Below are 12,705 nucleotides of genomic sequence, written 5' to 3' on the forward strand. Positions count from 1 at the left end.
GTTTTGTTCTTGCGGGCAATGTCTGAGGTCAGATGCGGTGCCCCGCCGCAATGATCTTGCGCAGGAAGGTCTGCGTCCTCTCCTGCGTCGGATTGCGAAAGATGTCGCCCGGCTTGCCTTCCTCGACGATCTTGCCGCGATCGAAGAACAGCACACGGTCGGCGAAATCATTGGCAAAACCCATTTCATGGGTGACGAGAAGCATGGTCATGTCCGTCTCGGAGGCGAGCCGCCGCATGACGTTCAGCACCTCCTCGACCAGTTCCGGATCGAGCGCCGACGTCACCTCGTCGAACAGCATGATCTTCGGCGACAGCGCCAGCGCCCTGGCAATGGCGACGCGCTGCTTCTGCCCGCCGGAAAGCTGCGCCGGGACACTTTTAGCCTTGTCGGCCAGGCCGACCATATCGAGAAGCTCCATCGCCCGCTTTTCGGCCACGGGCCGCTTGATGCCCTTCGTCAGCATCGGCGCCAGCGTCACGTTGTCGAGCACGCATTTATGCGGAAACAGATTGAAATGCTGGAAGACCATGCCGATCTTTTCGCGCATCCGATGCAGATGCCGTTCGTCGGCCGGCACCAGCCCACTCCTACCAGGCATATGGTAGAGCTGTTCGCCGTCGACCTCGATATGGCCGCCGCTGATCGTCTCCAACGTCATCAGAATGCGCAGGATCGTCGTCTTACCGGAACCGGATGGTCCGATCAGCGCCAGCTTCTCGCCCGGCATGACATTCATCGACAGACCGTCGAGCACGGTCAGCGGGCCGTATTTCTTGACGATATTGTCGATGCGGATGATGGGCGGAAGCATTCATGTCTCTCCCTGTTGAGACAAGCAATGTCCTAACGATGACGGTCCATCAAAATCATGTCAATTCGTAAAATAATATCATGACAATTATTCTGCGCATGCTCAAACGCAAGGCATCTGCATCAGATCGCAAGCAACAGCTCTTCCGGATTTCCTAGCGCCAACGAGGCGACGATGCCGAGCCCCGTCCGCAGCTCGCTTTCGGTCGTCGAACCAAGCGAGATGCGCACGGCTGGCGTCCAGCCCTGATCGCCGGTGTGGAACGATTTGCCGGGCGCGATCGCCACGCCGCGCAGCCTTGCCTGCGATACGAAGCCGTCTTCCGTATGATTGCCGGAGAGCGGCAGCCAGACGTGCAGGCTTTGCGGATGCGCCCGGTGCGGTAGGCCGGCCAGCATCTCCGCCGCGATCGCGTGCCGGCTCAAAAGGGCACGGCGCTGCCAGTTGACCAGCTCCATCGCCGTGCCGTCGCTGACCCAGCGGGTGGCGATCTCGGCCATGGCAGGCGTCGCCATCCAGTTGGAGACGAGATGCCGGTTGGCGACGGCGGCGACATAGCGGTCGGGCGCGGTGAGATAACCGATCCGCAGGCCGGGAACAGTAATTTTCGTGAAGCTCGTAACGTAGAGCGTCCGCTCCGGCGCAAACGCGGCCATCGGCGGCGCACGACCCTCGACCATCGGGCCGAGAATATCGTTTTCGATGATCGCGATATCATGTTTCGCAGCGACGGTGGCAAGCGCCTGCCTGCGCTCCGCGCTCATCAGCGCCGCCATCGGATTGATCACCGAGGGCTGCAGGAAAATGGCCCGGATCGGTCCCTTTCGGCAGGCTTCGTCCAACGCTTCGGGGATCATGCCCTCCTCGTCGATCGCCAGCCCTTCGAGGTGCAGACCGAGATAGCTGGAGAGCGGAACCAGCGTATGATGGCTGATCGCTTCGGTCGCAACCGTCGAGCCGGGCGGGGCGACGCTCATCAGCGCCACCGTCATGCCCGATGTCGCACCGTTCGTCACGCTGACGTTCAGCGGCGATACCTCCAGCCCGCAGCGCGCCAGCCATTCCGTGGCGACCGCGCGATGGCGCGGAAATACCATGTTCGGCCTGAACGAAAGCGCCGAGCTGGAAGGCAGGTTTTCCGAAAGCCAGCCGAAGGCCTGCCGCAGCCTTTCCAAATGGATCTGCTCGCAGACCGGTTTCAGGATCGAAAGATCGATTACCTCGCCCAGCCGTTCCGGCAGATAGGGCGGTTCCGGCTCGCGCGGCCTGGTCTGGACGAAGCTGCCGCGTCCGATCTCGCCGGAGATCAGCCCCCGGCGGATCAACTCGTCATAGGCGCGGCTGACCGTCTGCACGGAAAGATGCAGATCATCCGCCATCTTGCGGTGCGGCGGCAATTGTGTGCCGTCGGAGAGCTTGCCGTCCGTGATCGCGCTTGCGATCTGTTCCGCAAGCGAGAGATAGGCCGGCCGGCGAAGTTGCGAGGGATCGGGGCGCCACTTTGTCATGATTTCAACACTGCTGAAAATCAGTTCAATTGACAATGCCAAAATGCGCTCCCATTGTCTTTTCGCTGCGTTTGAAATGATTTCTTTCTAAAGAAAGCACCATGAAGCTCGACGCCATCGACCTGCGCATTCTCGACGCCGTCCAGCGCGACGGCCGCATCACCAAACTGGCGCTGGCCGAAAAGGCCGGGCTGTCGCCGACGCCGTGCTGGATGCGGCTGCGCAAGCTCGAAAAGGCGGGCGTCATCACCGGCTATCACGCGCGCATCGCGCCGCGGCGGATCGCACCGGTCGCCAGCGTGATGATGGAAGTGACGCTCGCCAACCATCGCCAGGCGGATTTCGAACGCTTCGAGCGGGCCATCAGCGCAATCCCGGAGATCGTCGCCTGCTGGTCGGTCGGCGGCGGCGTCGATTACATCCTGAAAATCATCGCGCCCGATATCGATGCCTATCAGCGGCTGGTCGACGGGCTTCTCGATCGCGAACTCGGCATCGACCGCTACTTCACCTACATCGTCACCAAGACGGTGAAGGAGGACACCGTCCTTCCGGTCTCTTCCTTCACTGCCGCCGGTGAAGAACAGACCTGAAGACCAGACCACATCGTAGACAATCTCTCTGCCAGGCCGCCGCCCTTTAGACCATCTCTCTCTTTTCGCATCCGCCAACAGACAATCTCTCGCCCGCTCCCGTGGAAGACTTGCGTCAACCGCCACGAGGAGACTGGACATGACCGCCGTTTTTGCCCGCCCCGCCTATCATGACGCGCTGTCGCGGCTCGCCGACCGTCATCTCCTGCGCGATCTGGCCTATGTCGGCGGCCGGTGGATTGCCGGCAAAACAGGGAAAAGTTTCGAGGTCACCGATCCCGCTTCTTCGGCGACGCTGGCCTGGGTTGCAAGCCTTGGCGCCGATGAGACGGCAGTGGCGATCGATGCTGCGTCGGAGGCTTTCGCCGGCTGGCGCGCAATGCTGCCGCAGGGCCGTGCGGCGATCCTGCGCAAATGGTTTGAGCTGATGCTTGCGGCCAAGGAGGATCTGGCGCTGATCATGACGCTCGAACAGGGTAAGCCGATCGCGGAATCGCGTGGCGAGATCGATTACGCCGCCTCGTTCGTCGAATGGTATGCCGAGGAAGGCAAGCGGCTGAACGCCGAAAGCGTGACCAGCCATCTGCCCGGCGCGGAAATGATCGTCAGGCGCGAGGCGCTCGGCGTCGCCGGCATCGTCACGCCCTGGAATTTCCCCTCTGCCATGCTCACCCGAAAGGCTGCCGCAGCGCTGGCCGCCGGCTGCACGGTCGTCGCCCACCCCTCCTCCGAGACGCCGCTTTCGGCACTGGCCCTTGCCGAGCTCGGCGAGCGTGCCGGCATTCCCGCCGGCGTCTTCAACGTTGTCACCGGCAATGCCGCAACGATCGTCGGACGGATGTGCTCCGACTCTCACGTGCGCGCCATGAGCTTTACCGGCTCCACCGGGATCGGACGGCTGATCGCCGCCCAATGCGCGCCGACCCTGAAGCGGCTGGTGATGGAACTCGGCGGCCACGCTCCGCTGATCATCTTCGACGACGCCGATATCGAAAAGGCGGTCGAGATCGCCGTCAACGCCAAATTTGCAACCTCCGGCCAGGACTGCCTTGCCACCAACCGGATCTTCGTCCAGCGGCGGATCGCCGATGGCTTTGCCAAGGCCTTCGCAGACCGCATTGCCGAACTGAAAGTTGGTCCGGGGCTCGAGGATGGCGCCGAGATCGGACCGCTGATGCATGAACGCGCCGTCGCCAAGGTCGAGGGACAGGTCGCCGACGCGCTGGCGCATGGCGCACGGCTCGTCACCGGCGGCAGGCGCCACAAGGCCGGCCGGCTTTTCTATGAGCCGACGTTGCTGACCGATGTGCCGGCGGATGCGCTGATCATGCGCGAGGAGACTTTCGGGCCAGTGGCGGCGGTTACCACCTTCGACACGGAAGAAGAGGTCGTCGCCCGCGCCAACGATACCGAATATGGTCTTGTCGCCTATATCGTCACGGAGAACGGCGCCCGCCAGATGCGGCTCGGCCGCGCGCTGGAATACGGCATGGTCGCCGTCAACCGCGTAAAAATCACCGGCGCTCCCATTCCCTTCGGCGGTTGGAAGCAGTCCGGCCTCGGCCGCGAGGGTTCACGCCATGGGCTCGAGGCCTTCACCGAACTCAAATATCTCTGCATCGACACGGCCGCCTGACCCCATTTCAAGTGAGCCCCCATTTTCAAGAAAGAGGCTACGACATGCTCGATAGAAGTAACGAACTCACCGCCTGGGACCGCGATCACTTCTTCCATCCCTCGACCCATATGGGTGGGCATGCCCGCGGCGAGACGCCGACCCGTGTCGTCGCCGGCGGCGAAGGCGTCTACATCACCGACACGACAGGCCGCAAAAGCCTCGACGCCTTTGCCGGCCTCTATTGCGTCAATGTCGGCTACGGTCGCCAGAAGATCGCCGACGCGATCGCCGCACAGGCAAAGAACCTCGCCTATTACCATGCCTATGTCGGACACGGCACGGAAGCCTCGATTACGCTTTCGAAGATGATCATCGACCGCGCCCCCGCCGGCATGAGCCGCGTCTATTTCGGTCTCTCCGGCTCGGACGCCAACGAGACCAACATCAAACTCATCTGGTACTACAACAACATCCTCGGCCGTCCGGAAAAGAAGAAGATCATCTCACGCTGGCGCGGTTATCACGGCTCCGGCGTCATGACCGGCAGCCTCACCGGCCTGGCGCTCTTTCACAACGCTTTCGATCTGCCGCGGGCGCCGGTGCTGCACACCGAAGCACCCTATTATTTCCGCCGCCCCGACCGGTCGATGAGTGAGGAGCAGTTCTCGCAACATTGCGCCGACAAGCTCGAGGAAATGATCATCGCCGAAGGCCCGGAAACGATCGCCGCCTTCATCGGCGAACCCATTCTCGGCACCGGCGGCATCGTGCCGCCGCCGAAAAGCTACTGGCAGAAGATCCAGGCCGTGCTCGACAAATATGACATCCTGCTCATCGCCGATGAAGTCGTCACCGGTTTCGGCCGCCTCGGCACGATGTTCGGCTCGGATCATTACGGCATGAAGCCGGACCTGATCACCATCGCCAAGGGCCTGACCTCGGCCTATGCTCCCCTTTCCGGCACAATCGTTTCGAACAAGATGTGGCAAGTCCTGGTGCAGGGTTCCGATCAGTTGGGAGCGATCGGTCACGGCTGGACCTATTCCGCTCACCCGATCTGTGCTGCCGCAGGCATCGCCAATCTCGAACTGATCGATGAACTCGGCATTGTCGAGAATGCCGGCACGACCGGCGCCTATTTCCGCTCGGAACTCGCAAAGGCCGTCGGCGGCCACCGCAACGTCGGCGAAGTCCGCGGCGACGGACTGATGGCGGCCGTCGAATTCGTCGAGGACAAGGACGACCGCACGTTCTTCGATGCCGGCCGCAAGATCGGTCCGCAGGTTGCTTCCGCCCTCCTCGAACGCGGCGTCATCGGCCGCGCCATGCCGCAGGGCGACATCCTCGGCTTCGCCCCGCCGCTCTGCCTGACACGCGAGGAGGCCGATATCGTGGTCAAGGCCGCGGCGGATGCGATCGAAACCGTCTTCAAGAACATCTGAGGGAGAAGAGCGGTATGACGATCCCGGAAACGATGGCGGCCGTATTGCTCACCGGCCATGGCGGTCTGGACAAGCTCGTCTATGACAGGCACGTGCCCGTCCCGAGACCCGCGGACGGCGAGGTTCTGATCCGCGTCACGGCCTGCGGCATGAACAATACCGACGTCTGGGTACGCCAGGGCGCCTACGGCACCGAGGATGATCCGTCCGCCGTCTCCACATGGCGCAGGCAAGGCAATACGCTGACATTCCCGCGCATTCAGGGCACCGATACGGTCGGCCATATCGTCGGCGTCGGCGCTGGCGTTAATCCGGCGCGCATCGGCGAACGCGTCATGGTCGACTTCTCGATGTATAACCGCGACGACGACAGCCTCGCCGACATCGATTATATGGGCCATGGCCGCGACGGCGGTTATGCCGAATACATGGCACTGCCGGCCGAGAACGCCCATGTCGTCGCAACCGATCTGACCGACGTCGAACTCGCCACCTTCTGCTGCGCCTATCTGACCGGCGAGCGCATGCTGGAACGGGCAAGGCTTGTTGCCGGCGAACGCGTTCTGGTGACCGGCGCCTCGGGCGGCGTCGGCTCGGCGATCATTCAGCTCGCGCGGGCCCGCGGCGCCATCCCGATCGCGGTCGCAGGTCCCGGCAAGGAAGCGGCGATGCTCGATATCGGCGCCGAGGCGGTGGTGACCCGCGGCAAGGGCGATCTCGTCGAAGCCGTCCATGCCGCCAGCCGTGGCCAGCCGATCGATGTCGTCGCCGATCTCGTCGGCGGGCCGCTGTTCAACGACCTCCTGAAGATCCTGCGCCCCGAAGGCCGCTACACGACAGCCGGCGCCATCGCCGGCCCGGTCGTCCAGCTCGATTTGCGGACCATGTATCTGAAGCAGCTCGAGCTGCACGGCTCGAGCCAGGGAAGCCGCGCCGACTTCCGCCGGATCGTCGGCTACATCGAAAGCCGGAAGATCCGGCCTCTCGTCGGCGGCGTCTATCCGCTATCGGAATTCCACCGCGCGCAGACCGATTTCATGGCGAAGAACTTCGTCGGCAAATTGGTCGTGGTTCCCGACGACAGATGATCCTTGCTTTGCGAGCGAACCTTATCGGGTTTGCAGCGTTTCACGGCCATGGAAACTCATGATGGCACCGGGCTTTCGCTGCGTCCGACTATTTCGCAGCAATGCGACGACATCCTTCCCGCGCCCTCACTCGAGGAGGCGGAACGGTCGTTCGCGCCAAAAGGTCGCTGATGCCAGCCTCCGCCAGCACGAAACACCTGACGTCCATTGAACTCGGCAGAATTCGGCGCGCCGTCGGCATAGCGCGTCTGATGGATACCGCGGTCAGATTGCCTGTCATCGGCGTGCGGATCGGTGCAGACTCGATTCTCGGCCTTATCCCGGCCGTCGGCGACATTGCCGCATCCCTCATCGGTCTTTTCATCATCGATGAGGCAAGACGCCTCGGCATTCCCACCCACAAGCTCGCACGCATGGCCGTCAATCTCGGGATCGACGCCGCCGGCGGAACCGTTCCGCTGCTTGGCGATATCTTCGACGTCTATTTCAAATCTCATCGCCGAAACGTCGGCATCATTCTCGACCACTTTGGGATCAGCGAAGATGAGTTGAACCGGCGCATCTGACCAAGCCGACGTCCCTTTGCAACTCCCCTGTCGAGGAATTTGTATGAGGCCGTCGGCACCGGTTCCAACGAGGCCGCGTAACCGGTGCCCTCGCCTTAAAACGACGAGCACCTGCAGAGGTGGCACTGAACCGGAGCGCCTGCGCTTAAAGTTCAGTCAGAGCACCGGCCGTCTTCACTGCGTGGTCAAGAACGAATTGCAGCTTGGCCGCGTGGCCGAAACCAGGCTCATCCAGCTGCCCCTTTTGCACGGCATTTGCAAATCGCTGGAAATTGGTGATAACCGGTTCGACCTCGATCTTACGCCAGATTGCCTTGTCGGCATCGGGACCTTCGCAGGCCCTGAGCGTCGAACCTTCAGGTGTATGCACCACCTCCAGCGCGCCCTTGTCTCCATGCAGGCGCAGGCGCAATTCGTTCAGATGGCCAGTCGCCCAGCGCGTTGCGTGGATGACGCCAGCGGCACCATTTTCGAGTTCAGCCATCATCAAGAAACTGTCATTTGCATCGAGATCATACTCGCCGATCCGATTTCCGGGGCTCTTGTCGAACACCTTAAGATGCGATGCGGCCGCCTTGACGTCACTTCCGGCGGCAAAAACCGCGAAGTCGAGAATATGGATACCGACATCGCCCAGCACGCCATTGGAGCCGTGCTTTGTCGACAGCCGCCAAAGCCATTGCGATTCCTTGGTCCAGTCGCCCCACGCCTTTGAGACCAGCCAGCTCTGGAGATAGGACGCTTCGAAGTGGCGGATCGCGCCGAGGCGTCCGTCCAGCACCATCTTACGCGCTGCTTGCAGCGGCGCTACATTACGATAGGTAAGGTTTACCATCGTGACCCTGCCGGACGCAGCGGCAGCGTCGGCCATCTCTTTGGCTTCGCGGTAGTTAACCGCAAGCGGCTTCTCGCAGAGGACATGCTTGTCGGCGCCGAGTATCTTCATTGTCGTGGAATAATGCGCGCGATCCGGCGTGACATTGGTCACGGCGTCAAACTCTCCCCAGGCAAGAGCGTCATCAAGCGACGTGAAGGTAAGTGGGATACCATGCCTGAGCGCGAAGGCCCGCAGCCGGACCTCGTCCGTATCGACAGCAGCAACAATTTTTACGTCGGCGATTTCGGAAAAATTCATGGCATGGGTGTTTGCCCATCCTCCGGTTCCGAGAATGATCAAGCGCATTTTTGTCCTCATGGTCGTTTATCGAACTGTTAGCAGCAAAAATCGATCGTCTTTCACAAGCGCCAGACACCCTTGCCGATAGCCCGTCTGTCATGGTCTCCACGCCCAAGGAAGATGTTTCAATTCCTCAGCGGTAACCGGCTTCGCCGGCCTGGTGCAGTCTCGGGCCACGTTCGACGATCGGCTCCAGTGCCTTTTCTACCCGCACATTTGGAGCGTCGGTGATACCAGTCAACGATCCCTCAGGCTTATAGGCCCACTTCACGCCGTTGATCAGCACCTTCTGGACATTGACGTCGTGATAGGTCGGATAGGTCTCGTGGCCGGGGCGGAAATAGAAGATGTTGCCGGCGCCGCGGCGCCAGGTCAGGCCCGAGCGGAACACTTCGCCGCCTTGGAACCAGGAGATGAACACCGTTTCGAGCGGTTCCGGCACCGAAAACTGCTCGCCGTACATTTCCTCGTTCTCAAGCTCGAAATGCTCGCCGATGCCGGCAGCGATCGGATGGCGCTGGTTGATCGTCCACAGACGCTCGCGCTCACCCGCCTCGCGCCATTTCAGCGCGCAGGGCGTGCCCATCAGCCGCTTGAAGATCTTGGAGAAATGGCCGGAATGCAGCACCAGCAGGCCCATGCCTTCCCAGACGCGCTTGGCGACACGCTCGACGACGGCATCGGAGACCGCGCCGTGATCCTTGTGGCCCCACCAGGTCAAGACGTCGGTCTCAGTAAGGCGGGCTTCGCTGAGGCCGTGTTCCGGCTCCTGCAGCGTCGCTGTCGTCGCCGAGATACTTGGATCGGTGTTCAGCGCATTGGCGATCGTCGTGTGCATGCCCTCGGGATAGATCCCCCGGACGATCTCATTGGTATTCTCGTGGATGTTCTCACCCCACACAACGGTGCGAATGGTCACGTCGTTCTCTCCTTTTAGTTAAAAATGGATCGAGCCTTGGGAGAAACATCGACCCTGGGAAAATCAGGCAGCCCGCATGGATGCTCGCTCAAGCGCCCGGCCCGACCGGTCGAAACGGTGAACGTGGCCGGCAAGCGGCACAAGGCCAAGTGTTTGGCCGGGCGCGTGGCGGGAGACACCGGCTTCCCGCACGACGAACGGCTCATCCGCTCCGATATCCAGATAGACGAAGCTATCGGCGCCGAGGATTTCTGAATGGATGACCGTGCCGCTCCAAACGGGCGACTCGGGCATGATGCGAACATGTTCTGCGCGCACGCCAATCGTATGGCTATCATAGGGTTGCGCCAGCCCGCCCGAGAGGAAATTCATTTTCGGCGAACCGATGAAGCCGGCAACGAAGACCGAATTGGGGCTTTCGTAAAGTTCCAGCGGCGTGCCGATCTGCTCGACGACGCCGTCCCTCAACACGCAGATCCGATCGGCGAGTGTCATGGCCTCGACCTGGTCATGGGTCACATAGATCATCGTCGTGTTGTGCATGCTGCGATGAAGCTTCGCGATTTCCAGCCTCGTCGCGACGCGAAGCGCCGCATCGAGGTTGGACAGCGGCTCGTCGAAGAGAAAGACCTTGGGATCGCGTACGATCGCCCGGCCGATTGCGACGCGCTGACGCTGGCCGCCGGAAAGCTGTCGCGGTAAGCGGTCTAAGTAGGGTGAGAGCTGCAGCATACCGGCGGCCTGTTCAACGCGCCGGCGGCATTCGTCTCTGGTGCTCCCGGAAAGTTTCATGCCGAAAGCCATGTTGTCGAAGACCGTCATATGCGGGTAGAGCGCGTAGGACTGGAACACCATGGCGATCCCTCTCTTCGACGGCGCGTGCTGGTGCACCGTCTTGTTGTCGAAGGAGAGGGTTCCCGACGTGATGTCCTCGAGCCCGGAGATAAGCCGCAGCAGCGTGGACTTGCCGCATCCCGACGGCCCCACGAACACCATGAACTCGCCCCGGCGGATGTCCATCGTCACGCCTTTGATCACCTCGAAAGCGCCGAAGCTCTTGCGGATATTCTCCAGTCGGATTTCTGCCATGTCCTACTCCCTCAACCCTTGACGCCGCCGGCGGTCAGTCCCGAAATGATCCGGCGCTGAAATATCAAAACAAGCACGACGACCGGTACGGTGACGATTACTGAAGCCGCCATGATGTTGCCCCACGGGATCTCAAATGCGCTGTTGCCCGAAAGCAGGGCGATCGCAACCGGGACGGTTCGCTGCGTATCCGACGATGTGAATGTCAGCGCGAAAAGAAACTCGTTCCAGGCGGTGATAAAGGCGAGCAGTCCGGTTGTTACCAGCGCCGGCCACATCAACGGCATGAACACCTGGGTGATGATGACCCATGGTGAGGCGCCGTCGACGATTGCCGCCTCCTCGATCTCGATCGGCAATTCCCGCATGAAGGTCGTCAGCACCCAGACGGTGAAGGGGAGCGTGAAGATCATGTAGGAAAAGATCAGCGCGAACGGCGTGTTGAAGATGCCGATCCAGCGGATGAGTTCGAAGAGGCCCGCAAGAACGGCAATCTGCGGAAACATCGACACCGAGAGGATGGTCAACATCAACAGTGCCCGCCCGCGGAAGTGCACCCGGGCTAAAGCGAAGGAAGCGGTGATCGAAAGTAGCAGCGATGCTGAAACCACGACGCAGGCGATCATAGCGGAATTCGCCAGACTGCGGACGAAACCGCCCTGGCCCATCACGGAAGTGTAGTTGCCGAAGGAGATCGAGGTCGGCCAATAATCGACTTTGAAAAGGGCCGTGCCGGTCTTCAGGCTCGTGAGGATTGCATAGTAGAACGGAAATACCGCAATGATGACGATGATTGTGACGAGCAGGTAGAAGAGCGTATTCTTGGCGATCGAAATCAGCATCAACGTTCCTCCCCGCCGAGCTTGACGCAACCGAGCCAGATATAAAGGACGGTTACGGAGGCAATGATGAGAAAAAGCACCGTTGACGCGGTGGCGCCGTAGGCGAACTTGTCGAAGTCGAACAGGTTCTCGCGCGCCATGACCGACATGGTCTTCGTCTGCGCATTGTTGGGCGTCAGTACATAGATCAGGTCGAAGATGCGCATCGCATCCAGCATCCGGAAGATCACGGCAACCATGATAGCCGGTCGGATCAGCGGCAGCGTCAGACGCCAGAAAACCTTGACCGGATTGACGCCATCGATCTTGGCAGCCTCATAGATGTCTCCCGGAACCATCTGTAGTCCCGCAAGAATCAGAAGCGCCATGAAGGGCGTCGTCTTCCAGACATCGACGATCAGCACGGCGATCATCGCCGTTTCCAGATTAGCGGTCCAGGCAATCTTCTCGCTGATAAGACCGAAGCCGAGCAGAATATCGTTTAGAATGCCGAACTGATCATTGAGCATCCAGGCCCACATCTTTGCTGAGACGATTGTTGGGATCGCCCAAGGAATGAGGATTGCGGCCCGTACGATCCCACGCCCGACGAACCGTGCGTTCAGCACCAAGGCGACGATCAGCCCGAGTACGGTCTCGATTACCACCGAAAGGACGGTAAACTTGGCGGTGTTCCAGACGGCATTCCACCAGACCGGATCGGCAAGCAGCCCGCGATAGACGGTCCTTCCGCTCTTCAGCGTCATCCAAGACAAATAATTGTCAAAGCCGACGAACTGCGCATTGCCAAGGTCGTTCAGCGACGCATTCGTAAAACTGAAATAGATCGTTCTGAACAGCGGCCAGCCAGCGACGATTGCCAAGATCAACAGCGTCGGCGCCAGAAACATCCATGCCGATCGAATACGCTCGGACCGCAACTCCGTGGTGGCTCTGAAATGGGAAACCCTGGGCTTGACTGCTTGTGGAACTACGATTTCGCTCATGAAACGTCTATCCCTCGTTAGCGCGTCCGAAAACCGGACCGGCGGCCTGACAGCCGCCGGTCG

12 protein-coding genes are annotated in these 12,705 nt (G+C 61.0%); 5 read left to right on the forward strand and 7 right to left on the reverse strand.

Going from position 1 to position 12,705, the window contains the following annotated elements:
* Window positions 1-28: 28 nt before the first annotated feature.
* Together ehuA and BA011_RS26965 are read right to left on the reverse strand one after the other, a co-directional pair.
* Complete coding sequence (gene ehuA / locus BA011_RS26960) at window positions 29-814, reverse strand: ectoine/hydroxyectoine ABC transporter ATP-binding protein EhuA (protein ID WP_065283037.1); 786 nt, start codon at window positions 812-814, stop codon at window positions 29-31.
* 122 nt (window positions 815-936) lie between these two features.
* Window positions 937-2,322 carry a PLP-dependent aminotransferase family protein gene (locus BA011_RS26965; protein WP_065283536.1) on the reverse strand — a complete coding sequence of 462 codons (1,386 nt, stop codon included), beginning with the start codon at window positions 2,320-2,322 and terminating at the stop codon, window positions 937-939.
* Between the two features lie 101 nt (window positions 2,323-2,423).
* Between BA011_RS26965 and BA011_RS26970 the strand changes: the two genes are divergently transcribed.
* From BA011_RS26970 to BA011_RS26990, 5 genes are all read left to right on the forward strand, one after another.
* Window positions 2,424-2,915 (forward strand): Lrp/AsnC family transcriptional regulator, encoded by a 492-nt coding sequence (locus tag BA011_RS26970; protein WP_065283038.1) that lies wholly within the window; start codon window positions 2,424-2,426, stop codon window positions 2,913-2,915.
* A gap of 139 nt (window positions 2,916-3,054) precedes the next feature.
* Window positions 3,055-4,551 carry an NAD-dependent succinate-semialdehyde dehydrogenase gene (locus BA011_RS26975; protein ID WP_065283039.1) on the forward strand — a complete coding sequence of 499 codons (1,497 nt, stop codon included), beginning with the start codon at window positions 3,055-3,057 and terminating at the stop codon, window positions 4,549-4,551.
* 44 nt (window positions 4,552-4,595) lie between these two features.
* Window positions 4,596-5,975 carry an aspartate aminotransferase family protein gene (locus BA011_RS26980; protein ID WP_065283040.1) on the forward strand — a complete coding sequence of 460 codons (1,380 nt, stop codon included), beginning with the start codon at window positions 4,596-4,598 and terminating at the stop codon, window positions 5,973-5,975.
* A gap of 14 nt (window positions 5,976-5,989) precedes the next feature.
* A complete protein-coding gene (locus BA011_RS26985; protein WP_065283041.1) occupies window positions 5,990-7,063 on the forward strand; it encodes an alcohol dehydrogenase family protein in 1,074 nt (357 codons plus the stop codon).
* A gap of 170 nt (window positions 7,064-7,233) precedes the next feature.
* Window positions 7,234-7,629 carry a DUF4112 domain-containing protein gene (locus BA011_RS26990; RefSeq protein WP_011648837.1) on the forward strand — a complete coding sequence of 132 codons (396 nt, stop codon included), beginning with the start codon at window positions 7,234-7,236 and terminating at the stop codon, window positions 7,627-7,629.
* A gap of 145 nt (window positions 7,630-7,774) precedes the next feature.
* Here the strand turns inward: BA011_RS26990 and BA011_RS26995 are convergent, their stop codons facing one another.
* The 5 genes from BA011_RS26995 to BA011_RS27015 all read right to left on the reverse strand — a co-directional run bounded on the left by BA011_RS26995 (window position 7,775) and on the right by BA011_RS27015 (window position 12,642).
* A complete protein-coding gene (locus tag BA011_RS26995) occupies window positions 7,775-8,812 on the reverse strand; it encodes a Gfo/Idh/MocA family protein (RefSeq protein ID WP_065283042.1) in 1,038 nt (345 codons plus the stop codon).
* Between the two features lie 127 nt (window positions 8,813-8,939).
* A complete protein-coding gene (locus BA011_RS27000; RefSeq protein ID WP_065283043.1) occupies window positions 8,940-9,725 on the reverse strand; it encodes a ThuA domain-containing protein in 786 nt (261 codons plus the stop codon).
* Between the two features lie 63 nt (window positions 9,726-9,788).
* Complete coding sequence (locus tag BA011_RS27005) at window positions 9,789-10,814, reverse strand: ABC transporter ATP-binding protein (RefSeq protein WP_065283044.1); 1,026 nt, start codon at window positions 10,812-10,814, stop codon at window positions 9,789-9,791.
* 11 nt (window positions 10,815-10,825) lie between these two features.
* The gene (locus BA011_RS27010; protein ID WP_065283045.1) at window positions 10,826-11,656 is read right to left on the reverse strand and encodes a carbohydrate ABC transporter permease; all 831 of its coding nucleotides are present in this window, start codon (window positions 11,654-11,656) and stop codon (window positions 10,826-10,828) included.
* The gene (locus tag BA011_RS27015) at window positions 11,656-12,642 is read right to left on the reverse strand and encodes a carbohydrate ABC transporter permease (RefSeq protein WP_065283046.1); all 987 of its coding nucleotides are present in this window, start codon (window positions 12,640-12,642) and stop codon (window positions 11,656-11,658) included. The genes BA011_RS27010 and BA011_RS27015 overlap by 1 nt, the downstream gene beginning before the upstream one ends.
* Window positions 12,643-12,705 lie beyond the last annotated feature (63 nt).

It is taken from the genome of Rhizobium leguminosarum, from assembly GCF_001679785.1.
Classification (GTDB): Bacteria; Pseudomonadota; Alphaproteobacteria; order Rhizobiales; family Rhizobiaceae; genus Rhizobium; species Rhizobium leguminosarum_R.